Annotated in this window: 14 protein-coding genes; 6 read left to right on the top strand and 8 right to left on the bottom strand. The window is 69.9% G+C overall.

All coding sequences use genetic code 11. From position 1 onward, the window contains the following. Window positions 1-78 precede the first annotated feature (78 nt). Together ACGF12_RS24850 and ACGF12_RS24845 are read right to left on the bottom strand one after the other, a co-directional pair. Entirely contained in the window at window positions 79-1,590 is a 1,512-nt protein-coding gene (locus ACGF12_RS24850) for a DEAD/DEAH box helicase (protein WP_393034069.1), read from the bottom strand. Window positions 1,591-1,953: 363 nt separating this feature from the next. Continuing rightward, complete coding sequence (locus tag ACGF12_RS24845) at window positions 1,954-2,157, bottom strand: cold-shock protein (protein ID WP_045694210.1); 204 nt, start codon at window positions 2,155-2,157, stop codon at window positions 1,954-1,956. A 500-nt stretch (window positions 2,158-2,657) separates the two neighbouring features. On the opposite strand from ACGF12_RS24845, the gene ACGF12_RS24840 reads away from it, so the two are divergent. Together ACGF12_RS24840 and ACGF12_RS24835 are read left to right on the top strand one after the other, a co-directional pair. Further along, window positions 2,658-2,885 carry a hypothetical protein gene (locus tag ACGF12_RS24840; RefSeq protein WP_393034067.1) on the top strand — a complete coding sequence of 76 codons (228 nt, stop codon included), beginning with the start codon at window positions 2,658-2,660 and terminating at the stop codon, window positions 2,883-2,885. 354 nt (window positions 2,886-3,239) lie between these two features. After that, window positions 3,240-3,530: a hypothetical protein gene (locus ACGF12_RS24835; RefSeq protein ID WP_393034064.1), complete on the top strand. Its 291-nt coding sequence runs from the start codon at window positions 3,240-3,242 to the stop codon at window positions 3,528-3,530. A 178-nt stretch (window positions 3,531-3,708) separates the two neighbouring features. On the opposite strand, the gene ACGF12_RS24830 is transcribed toward ACGF12_RS24835, so the two are convergent. Further along, window positions 3,709-4,503, bottom strand: coding sequence for an SDR family NAD(P)-dependent oxidoreductase (locus ACGF12_RS24830; protein ID WP_393034061.1), 795 nt, complete (start codon window positions 4,501-4,503; stop codon window positions 3,709-3,711). 102 nt (window positions 4,504-4,605) lie between these two features. Between ACGF12_RS24830 and ACGF12_RS24825 the strand changes: the two genes are divergently transcribed. Further along, window positions 4,606-5,481, top strand: coding sequence for a helix-turn-helix transcriptional regulator (locus tag ACGF12_RS24825; protein WP_393034058.1), 876 nt, complete (start codon window positions 4,606-4,608; stop codon window positions 5,479-5,481). Window positions 5,482-5,703: 222 nt separating this feature from the next. On the opposite strand, the gene ACGF12_RS24820 is transcribed toward ACGF12_RS24825, so the two are convergent. Continuing rightward, window positions 5,704-7,335 (bottom strand): FAD-dependent monooxygenase, encoded by a 1,632-nt coding sequence (locus ACGF12_RS24820; protein WP_393034054.1) that lies wholly within the window; start codon window positions 7,333-7,335, stop codon window positions 5,704-5,706. An 83-nt stretch (window positions 7,336-7,418) separates the two neighbouring features. Here ACGF12_RS24820 and ACGF12_RS24815 point away from each other — a divergent pair, with 83 nt between their 5' ends. Beyond that, window positions 7,419-8,405, top strand: a complete 987-nt coding sequence (locus tag ACGF12_RS24815) for an Lrp/AsnC family transcriptional regulator (protein WP_393034051.1) — start codon at window positions 7,419-7,421, stop codon at window positions 8,403-8,405. Window positions 8,406-8,489: 84 nt separating this feature from the next. On the opposite strand, the gene ACGF12_RS24810 is transcribed toward ACGF12_RS24815, so the two are convergent. Beyond that, window positions 8,490-9,200, bottom strand: a complete 711-nt coding sequence (locus ACGF12_RS24810; RefSeq protein WP_393034048.1) for a GPP34 family phosphoprotein — start codon at window positions 9,198-9,200, stop codon at window positions 8,490-8,492. 157 nt (window positions 9,201-9,357) lie between these two features. Next, window positions 9,358-10,104, bottom strand: a complete 747-nt coding sequence (locus ACGF12_RS24805) for a TetR/AcrR family transcriptional regulator (protein WP_393034045.1) — start codon at window positions 10,102-10,104, stop codon at window positions 9,358-9,360. Window positions 10,105-10,193: 89 nt separating this feature from the next. Here ACGF12_RS24805 and ACGF12_RS24800 point away from each other — a divergent pair, with 89 nt between their 5' ends. Further along, the gene (locus ACGF12_RS24800; RefSeq protein WP_393034042.1) at window positions 10,194-11,246 is read left to right on the top strand and encodes an amidohydrolase family protein; all 1,053 of its coding nucleotides are present in this window, start codon (window positions 10,194-10,196) and stop codon (window positions 11,244-11,246) included. A 749-nt stretch (window positions 11,247-11,995) separates the two neighbouring features. After that, window positions 11,996-13,438: a tyrosine-type recombinase/integrase gene (locus tag ACGF12_RS24795; RefSeq protein WP_393034111.1), complete on the top strand. Its 1,443-nt coding sequence runs from the start codon at window positions 11,996-11,998 to the stop codon at window positions 13,436-13,438. 64 nt (window positions 13,439-13,502) lie between these two features. On the opposite strand, the gene ACGF12_RS24790 is transcribed toward ACGF12_RS24795, so the two are convergent. Together ACGF12_RS24790 and ACGF12_RS24785 are read right to left on the bottom strand one after the other, a co-directional pair. Next, window positions 13,503-15,149 carry a hypothetical protein gene (locus tag ACGF12_RS24790; RefSeq protein WP_393034108.1) on the bottom strand — a complete coding sequence of 549 codons (1,647 nt, stop codon included), beginning with the start codon at window positions 15,147-15,149 and terminating at the stop codon, window positions 13,503-13,505. Between the two features lie 562 nt (window positions 15,150-15,711). Beyond that, a complete protein-coding gene (locus ACGF12_RS24785; RefSeq protein ID WP_393034039.1) occupies window positions 15,712-15,924 on the bottom strand; it encodes a DUF5988 family protein in 213 nt (70 codons plus the stop codon). Window positions 15,925-15,959 lie beyond the last annotated feature (35 nt).

The raw sequence follows: 15,959 nt of genomic DNA, 5'->3' as shown, positions 1-15,959 counted from the left end.
CGGGCTGCGTGACGACCAGGTGGCGTCCCCGGCGAACTGCGCGGACCCGGTTCGCACCGCGAGCCGGGCCCGTCGGTGCTACGCGGCGCGGGTGGTGCGGCTGGGCGCCCGGCGGTGACCGGAGGCGGCCCGGGTGTCGCCGGTGGTGTGGGCGGGGCGGCCGCCCCGGGCGCGACTCGTGGACGGGCTGCGGCGCGGCCGCTCGACGACGGGGTCGGGGATCACGGTGGGGATGCCGGTGGGCACGCGGGCGCCGGTGATGCGGGCCAGGTCCTCGCCGCCGGCGCTGACCCTGGTGGTGACGGGGGTGATGGCCGCTGTTGTCATCAGGCGGGCCATCGCGCGGCGCTGGTTGGGCAGCACCAGCGTGACGACGGTGCCGGGCTCGCCGGCCCGGGCGGTGCGGCCGCCCCGGTGGAGGTAGTCCTTGTGGTCGATCGGCGGGTCCAGGTTGACGACGAGGTCGAGCCCGTCGACGTGGATGCCCCGGGCGGCGACGTTGGTCGCGATCAGGGCCGTGACCTGGCCGGTGTGGAACTGCTCCAGGGTCCGGGTGCGCTGGGGCTGGGACTTGCCGCCGTGCAGGGCCGCGGCCTTCACCCCGTTCGCGAGCAGGTCCTCAACCAGGCGGTCCGCGCTGTGCTTGGTGTCGATGAACATGATCACCCTGCCGTCACGGGATGCGATGTGGGCGATGGTGGCGTTCTTGTCGAAGTTCTGCACGTGTAGCACGTGGTGCTCCATGGTGCTGACCGCTCCCGCGGACGGGTCCACCGAGTGGGTGACCGGGTCCTTGAGGAAGCGCCGCACCAGGCGGTCGACGTTGCGGTCCAGGGTGGCGGAGAACAGCATCGTCTGGCAGCCTTCGGCGACCTGGTCGAGGAGTTCGGTGACCTGCGGCAGGAAGCCCATGTCGGCCATCTGGTCGGCCTCGTCGAGCACCGTGATGCCGACGCGGTCCAGCTGGCAGTCGCCGCGCTGGATCAGGTCCTTGAGTCGGCCGGGGGTGGCCACCACGACCTCCGCCCCGCGATTCAGCATCCATGCCTGGCGGCTGATCGACGTCCCGCCCACCGCGGTCGCCATCCGCAGGTGTACGGCGCGGGCGTAGGGGGTGAGGGCCTCGGTGACCTGCTGCGCGAGCTCGCGGGTGGGGACCAGCACCAGGGCCAGCGGGTAACGCGGCTCGGCCCTCTGCCCGCCGGTGCGCGCCAGCACGGCGAGGCCGAACGCGATGGTCTTGCCGGAGCCGGTGCGGCCTCGTCCGAGGACGTCGCGGCCGGCTAGCGAGTTCGGCAGCGTCGCGGCCTGGATCGGGAACGGCGTGGTGACGCCCTGGCGGGTCAGCACCGACAGCAGCGCCTTCGGCATGTCCAGCTCGTCGAAGGACCCGACCGCCGGCAGTGCCGGGGTGGTACTGACTGGCATCGCGAACTCGCCCTGCGCAGACGGGCCTTGGCCGGCGCCCCGATCGGAGGTCCGCCGGACTCCGGCGGGCCGGGCGCCGTAGAAGGAGCTGCCACCGGAGCGGGAGCCCGCGGCGGAGCGGGAGTTGGCGTTCTGGTGCGAGGAGTGACTGGAGCGGCTCATGCGGGGATACCTTCCTCGGGGCGGCACGTCACGAGGAAGGTTCCGTGGCGCGGGGCGCCGGCGGAGACCGCAAGGAAACGGGCCGAAAGTGACGGGTGGAGCGTGCACGGCAGAACCGTGCGGCACCTCACCTACGGTCGGCGCTCACCACGCAGGGCGGGAGCGAGGAACCTCGAACCGTGAGCTGTCACGGAAGGGCGCCGATCCGGACGCGACGCTGTGCGTCTCGCGTGGGGATGGCCGCCGGTGGCGGAGCCAGGGGGCCTGAACGGCCAGGGGATGCGCCGTGGCGCGATGCCGAGGGGCCCGCACCTGTACGCGGTGCGGGCCCCTCACTGCTTGGCGGGTGCCGTGGCAGGAAAACTACAGCGGACGAATGTTCTCGGCCTGCGGGCCCTTCTGGCCCTGCGTGACGTCGAACTCGACCTTCTGGCCCTCGAGCAGCTCACGGAAACCGTTGGCGTTGATGTTCGAGTAGTGGGCGAACACGTCCGGACCGCCACCCTCCTGCTCGATGAAGCCGAAGCCCTTTTCCGAGTTGAACCACTTCACGGTGCCATTAGCCATAAAAATCTCCTTCAGAGGCTGTCCGAAGCGCGCGCAGCGCGGGCTTCGAGTCGCCGCATAAGCACCCACCCGGGGAAGAGCCGGGAAACAAAAATGCGCCTGCGATACATCAGCAGGCGCACACAAAGTTCATGGGAACCACTACTGCAACTAAAACGACTCTAGCAGGCCCGAGCGCGCTGCGGGTGGATATTTCACCCCCAGTTTCGGAAAAGTGTCCCCCGAGGCCGCGGGCCCCGAGCCGTCACGGCCGTCAACGCGCCTTGGGAGCAAGCTGGTTGGTATGGCCGCGCGCCGTCCGTGCCGACGGCCCGGGAGGGCGATTCCTGCGGGCACGGCACGGCCAGCCCTCGCGGCGACAGCGCCGCGCAGGCAATGCGCCACGCCCACCGGCGCCGTCCAGGGGTGCGCTGGACGGCACATGCGGCATTCCGGTCCCACTCGAACTCGAGTGCGCCGAAAAGGCCCGCTCCCGCGGTTTCCGGCGCATACTGGAGGGGATGACGAATTTTGCAGCAGTCCGCCGCCCCCTGCCGAACAGCCCCTTCAAGGCCCCGGTGGAGCCGCCCCGCAAGCATTTCGCCCTCGGCGACCGGGTCACCCATGACAGGTACGGCCTCGGCCGCGTCATCGGCGTCGAAGGTGACGGCGACACCGCCGTGCTCGTCGACTTCGGATCACGGCAGGAACGCATCACCCCGCCGTACAGCGCGATGTTCACACTCTGACCCCGGGCGCCCCGGCTCCTCGGCCGCGAGCCGCTCGAGGGCGGCCTGGTCCAGGGTGCAGCAGAGGTCAGCCAGGCCGGCCTGCACGAGGCCGGCACGCCACTCGGGCGTGTGGCTGGGCCGGGGAGGAGACCGAGGCCCGGCCGACCGGACGGGAGTCGACCGGACCGCACTCGCGAAGGCAGGCCAGGTGCTTGCTAATCGTGGGCTGGGCCAGGGCATGACCCGCCCTCTTCAGCGGCGCCGCCGACCGGACCGACTGTCTCCGCGACGGACGCGCCGACGCAGCCGCTCTACACCCCCTTCGACGACCTCACCGGGCTCGCCGCCGAGACTCTCCACGTCGAGGACCGCATGGCCATCCTCCCGGAAGGACACCGGCTCGCCGCCCGCGACAGCATCAACCTGGACGATCCGAACGACGAGGTCTTCCCCCAGTGGCCAGGTGTTCCCGACGACGGGAACGGCCCCAAGACCGCCGCTGCCGCCGAGCTCATCTCGCTGGGCCGAATCGGCCGCGTCGTCGCCGTCGTGCCCCACTCGCTCATCGCGCCCGCACCGGCGGGCATCGTGTGCGTTCCCGTCGCCGACGCAGGCCCCAGCCCAAATCGTCTCGTCCCTGATGTGGTACGCGAAGCGGAGTAGGACCGGGAGCCTGCTGAGTGCCCGTGTTCCGCCCCTTGCGGCCTTTCGGTCTCAACAACCTCCAAGCTGCGCAGGGGCCCTGTCTTCATGCGGCGACAACACCGAGATCACCCGAATCGGGAAACCTGGAAACACTTGTGCCATTCCAAAGCCCCGTGACGGGTTTGCCGATCGCTTCTCAGGCCAGGCGGGTGGTGGTGATACCGCCGTCGACGTAGAGGGTGGTGCCGTGGATCATGCGGGCCTCGTCGGAGGCTAGGAAGGCGACGGCGTGGGCGATGTCCTCGGGAGCGACCGGGACGCCAGCCGGAGTCGTAGCAGTCATGCGTTCGATGATCTGACGGGCGCTCTCGTTCCCGGGAGTCAGGGTGACGCCGGGAGCGACAGCGTTGACCCGGACACCGCGCGAGCCGAACTCGGCGGCCCAGGTCCGGGTCATCTGCTCGTCGGCGGCCTTGGTGGCGGTGTAGAGAGCGGCGAACGGACTTCCCACCGTGGCCATCCATGATCCGATCGTCACGATCACCCCAGCGCCCCGGGCCACCATGTCGGGCGCCATCTGGGCGACGAGCACGTGTGGTGCGCGGATGTTGACCGCGAGCATCGCGTCAAGGTCGTCGTCGGAGAGATCCGGCGTGGATGTGGCGGGATAGACGCCGGCGTTGTTCACCAGGATGTCCACCCGCCCGCACGCGGCCGCCGTCGCCCGTGCGGCGAACTCGCGCACCGCGTCGGCGTCGCCCGCCAGATCGGCAGGTACGAAGTCGGCCCGGCCACCCGCGGCGCAAATCCCGGCGACCACCTCCTCGCCGCGCCGTGGGTCACGGCCGCTGGTGATCACATGGGCGCCGCGTGCCGCGAGCACGCGAGCGATGGCGGCACCGATACCGCTGGTCGATCCGGTCACGACCGCGCTGCGGCCCTGAAAGGGCAGGACGTGCTGGGAGGGCTGGGGTTCGTGCGATGAGGTCATGGCCCCATTCCACGGGCCCGTACCGGGGCGCGACCAGTGCGAGTGTTCCCTAGGCACGGCATGACCAGGCAGGGACGGTGCCGGCGGCCGTACCGTGAGGGAATGAGTCACGACCGCTCCGCTTTCGGTGCCTTCCTGCGGGCCCGCCGGGACCGGCTCACGCCCGCCCAGGCCGGCATCGACGCGTTTCCCGGTCCCCGACGTGTGCCCGGGCTGCGCCGGGAGGAGCTGGCCATGCTGGCGGGTCTGAGCACCGACCACTACAGCCGACTGGAACAGGGCCGGCAGGCGACGGTCTCGCAGTCCGTGCTCGCCGCGCTGACCCGGGCTCTGCGGCTGAACGAGGCGGAAGCCGCGCATCTTCGCGACCTCGCGGCTCCGGCGACCCGGGTCCGCCGATCGGCACCGGAAGTGCAACGCCCCGATCCAGGACTGCTGCGCCTGGCCGCAACCCTGGACCACGTCCCGGTCCTGCTGCTCGGCCGGCGTGCCGAGGTGCTCGCGCGCAACGCGCTGCTGCGAGCGGCCCTCGGGCGCCCTCTGCGGCCGGGCTCATCCTTCCTGAACTTCCTGTTCCGCGATCCCCTGGCCCGGGAACGCATCGTCAACTGGGCCGAGTTCGGAGCCTGGTCAGTCGCCGCGATGCGCATGGAGGTCGGCAGGCGACCAGGCGACCAGCGGCTCATCGCCGCCGTGCACGACCTACGGCGTACCGACCCGGACGTCGCCCGCTGGTGGGACGACCACACCGTGCGCGACTACGCTTCGGTGCCCAAACGCATCGCCCATCCCGAGGCCGGGCCCCTCGACTTCAACATCGAGATCGTCACCGCACCCCACGCCCCCGATCAGCACCTCATCGTGTACACCGTCGAGCCAGACTCGTCCACAGCCCAGGTACTGCCGATCCTGGCCAGCTGGGCCACCCCGGAGAGCGCCCCGACCTGGTTGCCGATCCTAGGCGAGTCGCCCAGCTGAACGTGAGCAGGCGAGACCGTCTCGGCGGCACCCGTCACGAGTACGGACATACGGCGTGACCTGCACGGACGAAGTATCGGCACCCACACAGCCGCCCTCCCCCGAAGGCTGAGCCCCGCACTCAGCACCCACCCCGCCGTGCGCACCGCGGACCTGCGGCGCGCACGGCGTCCCATCCTCAACGTCGTCTGGCCGTTCCCGACTCTCGCCCCTGGCACATGGTCATGATCGGTGCAGCGCCGCTCGAAGCACCCTCTCCAGGGTCTCGGCTGCTGCGGCGACGTGGGCGGAGCGCCAACACACCACGCCGTCGGGCCGGACCAGTACGGCTCCTTCCTCGCCGACGCCGCAGCGCTCTGCGAAGCTCACGCCGGGCGCCAGCGCCTGTGGTGTCAGCGTGAGCGAGTTCAGGAGGTCGTGCTCGGGGTCGAGCGCCTGGGCCGCCTGAACCCAGGACTGGCCCTGCTGGCCGGTCAGGAGCAGGTGGCGGCCGTCGCGCACCAGATCGAGGGTCGCGGCGGACGGGCTCATCTCTGCGGCGAGTGGGATGTGCGGCAGGCGGGTGCCCGGCTCGCCTCGCCAGTGCTCGGGTTCGTCGGCCCAGGGCAGCGGGATCTCGGCGGTGGGCCCGTCGGCGCCCGTGCTGGGCGCGGGATAGCGGTAGCCCACCGCCACGGCTGCCTCACTCAGCAACTGCCCACTCTCGACGGCGTGCCCGCGGGGGCCGGCCATCCGCGCCACGGCTTGACGTACCGTAAGTTCGGCGATGGGACGGCGTTCCGGCTCGTACTGGTCGAGCAACCGCGGCTCGGCGTGTGAGCGCAGGACGGACACCAGCTTGGCGGTCAGGTTCCAGGCATCCTGGATACCGGCGTTCGCGCCGAACCCGCCGACCGGCGGGCAGACATGAGCGGCGTCACCGAGGAGGAACACCGGCCCCACGCGGTAGGTGTCGGCCACCCAGCCGGCCATCTGCCACGGCCGGGCTCCGGTGAGCTGAACGTCGCGTTCGGGCAGCCCGAGTGCCGCGGAGACGATGGCCCGGGCCGGGTCGGGGGTGAAGGCGGCGTCCGGGTCCACGGTCGCGGGGTCGTATGTGACGCTGACGGCTCCGGCGTCATGGCCCGTGTTCCAGGAGATGAACGGGCGCCCCGGCTGGTCGGCGAAGGCCAGGGCCAGCGCGCGGCCGGCGAGCAACGGGCGCAGGTCCGCGGTGAATGCCAGCTCCATGCAGTGTGCCAGGGCGTCGTCTCCGCTTCGGGTGATCCCCAGGCGCTCCCGGATCGAACTGGCGTTGCCGTCCGCCGCGAGGAGGTAGTCGGCCTCGACGGTGTACGGAGCGCCGCTGTCGTCGAGGACGCGGGCCGTGACCCGGTCCCCGGTCTGCTCCCAGTCGACGAAGCGGTGCCCGAAGCGCAGGTCCGCTCCTTCGGTGGCGGCACGCCTGCGGAGCACGCGCTCGGCGTCACCCTGCTTGACCATGGCGCCTTGGCAGGGGGAGACGGCGCCGGAGTCCTCGGCGGCGGGCAGGCGCCAGCGCTTGATTTCCGCGCCGGCCAGTGACTGCACGGTGGCGGCGTACTCGCTGCGCGGGTGTTCCCGTTCAATCGCGTATATGTCGTCGGCGGCTGCCACGGCTCGGTACGCCTCCATGGTGCGCGGGTAGAACAGCTTGGCGCGCAGCCGGGGCGAGATGCCGGTGTGCTGTTCGAGAAGGATCGGTGTGACGCCGCGTGCGGCGAGGAAGAGCGCGGCCGATAGGCCCACGATGCTGCCGCCCACGATCAGGACGGCCGTGCGGTGCGGGGCTGTGCCGTGCGGTATCGGGGCCTGGGCCGATGCGTATCGGTTCATGGTCCGATCGTCGGCGAGTGCCTACCATGGGTCCATCCAGCTCGCCATCTGTGAGCAGATCCGATGCCAAGGTGGGGATCGTGATGCAATCCGACAGCACTGACCTGATCGACGTGCAGATCATGCACGCGCTCAACGTCGACGGACGGGTCGCGTTCTCCCGGGTCGCCCAGGTCATCGGCGTGTCGGATCAGACGGTCGCCCGCCGCTACAGCCGTCTGCGTTCGTCGAACGCCCTGCGCCTGTGGGGCCTGGTCGACCGGAGCCGGTTGGGCCAGGTCGAGTGGCTGGTGCGCATCCGCTGCACCCCGGACTCGGCCCCGGCGATCGCCCGGTCGCTGGCCCGGCGCAGCGACACCTCGTGGATCAGCCGTACTTCAGGCGGCACCGAGCTGGTCTGCGTGACCGCTGCCTCGACCCCCGAGGACAGCCTGCTCCTGCGGGAACTGCCCAGGACCGCCCGTGTCCTGGACGTGACCGCCCACTGCCTGCTGCACGTCTACTTCGGACGCACCACCGGGGTGGTCACCAAGTTGAGCGCCCTCACGCCCGAGCAGGAAGCCCGGCTGAGCGTTCCCGCCACGTCAACCACCGCCCCGGCGCAATCCGTCGATCTCGACGACCTAGACCGGCACCTGCTCGCCCTGCTGCGCGAGGACGGGCGCGCGGCCATCGCGCAACTGGCCGCCGAGACGGGCGCCTCACGCTCCACCGTGCATCGGCGGATCGCCGAACTGCGCGGCGCCGGAGTGCTGTACTTCCACCTGGACGCGAAGCGGTCCGTGCTGGGGCTCGGCGTGCGTACGCTGCTCTGGCTCTCGGTGAAACCCGCGCACCTCGAACGCGTCGGACTCGCTCTCGCCCGACACCCCGAGGTCGCCTTCGTCGCCGCCACGAGCGGGCCCCGCAACCTCCACGTCTCGCTGGTGACGCGCGACATCCCCGCGCTGCACACCTACCTGAACACGCGGATCGCCACCCTGCGCGGCGTGCAGAGCATCGACAGTGCTCCGGTCCTGCAGACCTTCAAAGGCGCCGCCGGCCTCCACGGCCCCGCTGCCGACACGTAAGCGGAACAGCCCGGGTGGCGCGGCCATGGCTTCTGGCACATCCGGATTCAGGCCGGTCGGCGTTCCGATGGTCGGAAGGAATGCCTAGGCCGGGCCCGATCCGCTGTTCTCCCGCGAGGGCACCAGGGCGCCGAGGACGATGCTGGTGTCACGCAGGTCTTCGGGCAGATGCGCCGCCGGCCCCACACCGTCGGCGACGGCCAGCTTCTGCAGTCGCGTCCAGCTGAGACCGAACTCCCCGCCGAGCTGGGCGCCCTTCACGAGGGCGATAAGGAAGAGCATGTGCGCGTCCAGCGGACTCTCGCCCTGGCAGACGGCCCGCAGGTGGCCGATCAGCTCATCGCGGACGGCCGAGTTCGGGTGGTAGCGAGGCCTCCTGAGTATCGTGCTGTGTCCGGGACTCAGGAGGCCATGCTCGACAAGGGCGTTGCGGTGCAACGCGAGCGCCGCGCGGGAGCGTCGTCGGAGCCACGAGTGAACGGGCATTGGCTTGTGGGCAGCAGCGCGGTCGCCTTCAAGTTCCGCCACCAACTCGTCACCCCAGGCCAGCCCGGTGGGCCCCGTGTGCAGCAGTTCGACCCTGCTGTTCAGGTGGTAGACGTCGAGGCCGAACATCTTGGACTTCTTCCGCAGCGGGGTCAGCAGCGTTCGACGCAGCGCGAGTTCACCGAGTTCGGCCACCGCACACCCCGTCGCCGTCTGCCGGATCTCGTGCACCTTGCCGGAGCGCCGATACGAGAGAAGGACGAACTCCTCAGGAAGCGACAGGTAGCGCAAGCTCGATACAGCGGTCATCAGGCCCTACCGTCTCGTGGCGGCGCGGAGACTGGACTGTTCAGGCGTTGACTCCGGGGTGAGCAGCCGTGTCCCCGACGATACCCGCAACAGCGCGTCGCCTGAGTGCCGTTGCCGTACCCACCGCAAGGGGCCCAGCTGGTGGACCGGTTGGCTGCTAGCCGTCCGCAGTGAGGCGGTCCAACCACTCGCCGAGCAGGAGCTGCTCCGCGCTGCTCAGCATGGTCTGTCCGGGCAGCAGGGCACGCAGAGTGCGGGCGGCGCCGGCGGGGCCGGTGCCTTGAACGGCAGGCTGCTGATGGGTGACGGCGGTGACCATCGACTCGCGCATGGCCGTGAGCAGGGCCGGGTCGCGCTGATCCTCCGGCAGTGACAGCCAGGTGAGCACGGCGCCGCGCGCCGTGGCGTGGATGAGAGCGGCCGCGAGCTTCTCGTCCACGCGCAGCCAGCCGCCGGCGGCGAGGCGGTGGATGCGCCCCATCAGGATCTGCATGCCGGCCCGGAAGGCGGGCGATGTCGTGCCGCGCCTGGGTTCGCCGTACATCAGCACGTACAGCGCGGGGTTGGCGAGTCCGAACTCGACGCTGAGGTCCCAGCCCGCGCGCAGGTCCTCGATCGGGTCCAGCTCGTCGCGGACCACTTGCTTGGCCGCGAGGAAGGTGGCGTAACCGTGCTCCGCCACCGCTTCGAGCAGCCCGTCCTTGTCGCCGAACAGGCGGTAGATCGTCGGGGCCTGCACCCCGGCCGCCGCCGCGACCGCGCGGGTGGTGACCGCGTCCCGTCCTTCGCGTGCGAGCAGGTCCGCTGCGGCGTCTACCACCCGTTGCCGGACGGGCTCGCGGGTGCCCGCAGCAGCCTCCGAATCGGCGGCCGGCGTGATGTCGGTCTTGGACCCTTCAACCATGAATCAACGATATCACCGACCCTGTACCACTGATGTTATCCGCGCTAACGTCAATGACGTATCAGCGGAACTAGCGCGAGGAGAACGACATGCCCGAGAAGCTGCGCATCGTAGGACTCGAGGAACACGTGGCCCTGCCCGTGCTGCTCGACGCCTGGGCCCGAGCCGGAGTGCCGCAGATCCCGCAACTCGGCTACGGTGACGAGCCGTTCGCGCAGCGACTGCGGGACGTCGGCGAGCGGCGACTGGCCGACATGGACGACCAGGGCCTGGACGTCGCGGTGCTGTCCCTGGCCTCACCGGGCGTACAGAACCTCACCGCGGCGGACGCCGTGCACGTCGCAGCCGAGGCCAACGACGCGCTCGCCGAGATCGTCGCCGCCAACCCGCAGCGGTTCCAGGCACTCGCGGCCATCCCGACACCATCACCCGAAACCGCCGCCGGGGAACTTGAGCGCGCGGTCACACAGCTCGGCTTCCGCGGCGCGATGCTCTACGGGCGCACCGGCGACACGTTGGCCGACGCACCGGAGTTCGACGAGCTCTACGCAACCGCCGAGCGCCTGCGGGTACCGCTGCACTTCCACCCACAGACCCCCGTACAGGCAGTCCAGGACGCGTACTACTCGGGCCTGCCCCACGGGGTCGGCCGCGCACTCGCGGGCCCTGGCCTGGGCTGGTACTACGACCTCGGCGTGCAGTACCTGCGGATGATCTTCTCCGGCGTCTTCGACCGCCACCCCGGGCTGCAGGTCATCGCCGGCCACTGGGGCGAAGTCGTCCTCTTCTACCTCGACCACGTCGGCGTCCTGCAGGACATGGCGAAGCTGGACCGGCCACTGGCCGACTACTTCCGCCAGAACTTCTGGGTGGCCGGCAGCGGCACCGTCAGCGAGCGCTACCTGCGCTGGACGGCCGAGGTGGTCGGCACCGACCGCATGCTGTACTCCACCGACTACCCGTACACCTTCGGGACCCGGCCCGGCGGCTTCCCCTTCCTCGACACCAGCGGCGGGGTCGCCCGGTCCTTCCTCGAACAGGCACCGTTCACCGAGGAGGAGAAGGCCGCCATAGGCTCCGGCAACTGGGAGCGGCTGACCGGGCACCTCGCAGCCAGTCACGGATATCGACAGTCGGTGTGATGTGCCGCATGGCTCGTGGGCGGAGGAACGACATACCGCCCACCCCGCCCGACTCCATCGCTGCGCCGCCACGGCGACTGCCGAGCTGCAGCGACCGCGACGCAGCCGCCGCGGGGCCATCGCGACCCGGCATTTTGCGACTGCCAGCGATCGGAGCCAGCGCAGACCCACTGGAGATCGCCACGTGATCAACATCGAGCAGTTCGACTCACGTCTCGACCCCGCCAGACGGAGGCAGCACACCCGCAAGCATCACGCACTGTAGCCATCTCGGCCGTCATGCCTGACGCAGAATCAGCCAAAAGAATCCTCGCCAGGCTGGCAGTACCTGCAATTCTCCCCGCCCCCGGGCCACGCCTTCCGCGCAGCAGCAAAAAACTACGCCGTCAACTGCCCGTGATTTCCAGTGGAATTCGATAAACTTCAGGAGGGGTGAGAGGAAGTCCCCGGCAGTCTTCCCACCGGCGATCCTCCCGCCTCGCCCAGGCTCGCGACCCCAACCCACCGACCCGGAGAGCTCCCGCGCAAGCACCAAGGGTGACCCGAGCGCACTAATCCAGCTCCCGCTACATGATCGGTAAACCCGCGAGCCGCGAAATGAAGCGGCAGCCGACTTTCGCTCACGTCAAGGGATCGGCCCAGGTCAGCAGCGTGCCGAGCCCCTGGTGGTCGCACTGTGGTCCCGGCGACCGACCCAGGGCGAAACTGGTGGGATCCAGGCAATATCCCACCCCGATGAAGTGATCGCCATGCGTTCCTCGGCCAAGCGCGGCCGCGTCTACCGCCGCTGCGGCTGCCGCGATGACCAGCGCCGACAGCTCGGCGCCCGCTGCCCCCTCCTCGCCATCGACCCCCACCACGGCACCTGGACCTTCGCCGTCGACAGCCACATCGCCCTCGACGGAAAGCGCCACACCGTCCGCCGCGGCGGCTTCCCCAAGAAGAAGGCCGCCAAGAAGGCTTTGCACCGCTTCCTCGAAGGCGAGCGCACCGGCTTCACCTGCGACCCCGACCAGACCGTGGCCGACTACCTCGACGAGTGGTTCCACACCAAGGAAGCCACCCTCAAGCCCACCACCGCCGCCCGCTACCGCACCTACGTCTACGAGGACCTGATCCCCGCCTTCCGCGCCGTCCTTCTCGACGACCTCGTCCGCCCCCACCTTCACACTTTCGTCGCCGACCAGCGCGCCCACGGCCGCGGAGCAGTCACCATCTACCGGATCCTCGCCGCCCTCTCCAGCGCACTCGGCGACGGAGTCCGCAACGGCCGCCTGCGCCGCAACATCGCCCGCCCCATGGTCGTCCCCAGGCCCCGCAGCGCCGAACGCCCCCAGTGGACCGCCGACCAGGCCGCCCACTTCCTGCGCTACGCCCACGGCGCCGACCCACTCATCGCCAACCTCACCGAACTGCTCATCGGCTCCGGCATCCGCCGCAGCGAAGCCCTCGCCCTCCACGAGGACGACGCCTACCTCGACAAGCGCTTCATGTACATCCGCTGGACACTCTCGGCCCTCGACAACAACCAGCTCGTCTTCACCGCGCCCAAGACCCGCTCCAGTCGCAACTGGGTCGCCCTCTCCGATCGCGCCGTCACCGCGATCGCCGACCAGATCGCCCCAGCCACCTTCCGCGGCACCAACCCCACGCCCGGCCACGGCTTGGTCTTCCACCGCCACGGACGCCCCCTCCACCCCGGCTACGTCCTCGACCGCTTCCACCGCCTATGCCGCGAAGCCGGCGTCCCCGTCATCCGCCTGCACGACCTGCGCCACCTCGCCTGCACCCTCGCCATGGACGAGCACGTCCCCGTCCACATCGTCTCCAAGACGCTGCGCCACTCCACCCTGTCCACCACCGTGGACATTTACCACTTCCTCAGCGCCCGAGCCGCCCGCGAAGCCGTCGACGCCATCGACCGCGCCCTCAACCAGGCCGACCGCGACGCCATCCACGGCCGCCACCCGACCCGGCCCATCATCCGACCCACCCACAAGACCCAGCCCAACCCGCCGGCCAGCCAGCCCGGCACAGCGACGGGACCACCATGCGACCACCAGCCGACGAAACGTCAAAAAGGCCGCTCCCGCCATCTAGCGGAAACGGCCTACGACCTGCGAAAACGCCGGTCGGGACGACAGGATTTGAACCTGCGACCCCTTGACCCAATGCCGCTTAGCTTAAGTTGATCAAGCGGCTGTTGGGATGTTGGCGAGGCGGACGGTCGGCGGGGTGCTGTGGCGGGCTCCTGTGTCACCGGGGCGCTTGACGTGGTAGCTGTTGTGTCGGGCGCGTTTGACGACTCTTGGATAACTGCGTTCGCGGCGTTGGGGGTCCGATGGGCGCGGTGACGCGGGTGTAGGTCAGGCCGCCGGGGGCGGCGAGGGATCGAACGTTGCTCATGGCGCCGCTGACCGTGTCGAGGGTCAGCTCGTCAGTGGGCAGGTTGAGCGTGGTCTTGCCGGGGTTGCGGCGGATCAGTTGGTTGCCGTCCGCGTCGTAGAGGTAGCTGGTGGCGCCGGCCTGGCCGGTCGTGGTGAGGGAGTCGAGCTTGTCCTCGCCGTTCCAGGTCAGCGTAGTGGCGCCGCTGGTATCGGTGATGGCGGTGGTCCGGCCCTTGGCGTCGTACTGGTAGCTGACGGCCTTGGTACCCGCCGGGCCGGTGGTGGTCGAGGCGAGCAGGGCGTGCGGACCGCCGGTGCCACCGCCGATGTTGGGGGCGTTGGTGGGGGAGTTGGCGGTCTTGGCGGCTCCGAAGGTCTGGTTGGTGGTCGTGTCGTTGAGGCCGTTGCCGGTGATGTCGTGCTGGACGAGGCCGGTGCGGTTGCCGGTGGCGTCGTAGCTGTAGGTGTTCCAGTACGGGGCCGGACCGCCGACGGTGCGTCCGCCGGGGTTGACCGTCGCGGGGCCGGTGGCGTTGTTGCAGGTGCCGATGCCGGGGACGGTGGTGGAGCTGCCGGTGCCGTGCTTGGTGCCGGAGGAGTCGGTCCAGTCGGCGATGGTGCTGGTGCCGCCGGTGTCCGTCCAGGCGCCGGTCAGCCGGCTCAGGTAGTCGTAGGTGAAGCACTGGGTGTCGGTCGCCGAGGCGTCCTGGATGTCCGTGACGGAGGTGAGCTGGCCGGCCTGGGTATAGGTGTAGCTGGTCTGGTCGGCGGAGACGGTGCCGCTCTGCCGGTCGACGAAGTTGTTGATGATACGTCCGGTCGCCCAGTCGTACTGCTGGGTGGCGACGACCTGGGTTCCGTAGAGGCCGACCGTCGTGCGCACCGGGCGGGCGAGCGCGTCGTACGCGACCTGGGCGACGACGGCCTTCTTGAGGCTGGCCGCCGAGGTCAGCAGGCCCGTGATGGTGCGGCCGTAGCTGACCGATTCGGCGGGCAGGCCGCCGGCGGCGGGGAGGTCCGTCCCCTTGAGGGCGCCGAGCACCCCGCTGTAGGTGCACCCCGTGGTGTAGGTGCCGGCGAGCGCGCCCTCGGTCGACGGGATGGTGATGGAGTTGCCCTGCGGGCGGTAGACGGTGTCGTACCCGGTGATCGCCTCGGTGTAGGCCGCGCCGTTCGCCCCGCCCACGTAGCGGGTGTTGGAGGTCAGCAGGCCCTTGGCGAGCGTGTCGTACGTCCAGGACGCCAGCTGGTTGGCGGGCGCGACGCTGCCGATGTACATGCCGGTCCTGCGGTTGAGTAGGTCGTAGCTGTAGGCGAGGGTGCTGTTCCCGGCACCGACGGTGTGGTCGATGCGCGACTGGGCGTCATAGAAGATCTGCGTTGTGCCGGTATCCGGGTCGGACATCGAGGTCTGGCGGCCACGCAGGTCGTAAGCGTGCGCCTCACCCGCCAAGCCGCCCGCGAAGCCGTCGACGCCATCGCCCGCCTCCTCGACTCCGCCGAAGCCGCCCTCCACGCCACCCAACGCGCAGAGAGGCCAAGGAACCTGATCGACCAGTTCCGCGACCACCTCACCAACCGCCGACGCAGGAACCGCCGCGAACACGCAGCTCACGCCCCCATCCCGCTGTGACCGGCGCGACCACCATGCGACCACCAGCTGACAAAACGCCAGAAGGCCGCTCCCACCTTGCGGTGGAAACGGCCTACGACCTGCGGCAATGCAAGTCGGGACGACAGGATTTGAACCTGCGACCCCTTGACCCCCAGTCGACAGCCGGAGCCTCGCCGCTCTGGCTTCTTCGTTGCTCAACTGGACTGGGGTGCAAATGAGTTGGGATCCCTTGGCCGGATCGGCGCCAGGGCCAGCCGACGTTTCGCCAGTGTCCACTTCGCACACAAGCGTCCGTTCTGATCCATGGGCGCCCATGGGCGCTCATGGGGTGTGGTCCCAAAGTGGTCCCAGGGGTGGCCACCCCTCCGCAGCTACTGCCGGTGACTGGTATCTGTTGACCCTTTGCGTCGAAAGCGTCCCGGGCTGAGGGGATACCGGAACGCCGCGGCGCGCCCGGCGGATGTCACTCCGCGACGAAGGTGTTGCCGCTCCATTCGAAGATGTCCAGCGGGACACCCTCATGAAAGGCCGTCCGGTCGGTGCGTCGGAAGTGCTCATGCCGGTTGCCGGCGAGGATCTTGACCACGCTCTCGCCGTGTCCGACCTCGCGTACGCGCTCGAACTCCGAGCCCGCCGCGCCGCCTTCGAGCAGGATGTTCACCTTCGGCTCTGTCATCGTGATTCCTCCCAGAATGGATTCGCCAGCGATAC

It is taken from the genome of Kitasatospora sp. NPDC048296, from assembly GCF_043201815.1.
Lineage (GTDB): Bacteria > Actinomycetota > Actinomycetes > Streptomycetales > Streptomycetaceae > Kitasatospora.
The sequence above is the reverse complement of the archived record's forward strand: the minus strand, read 5'-3'. Positions and strand labels throughout refer to the sequence as shown.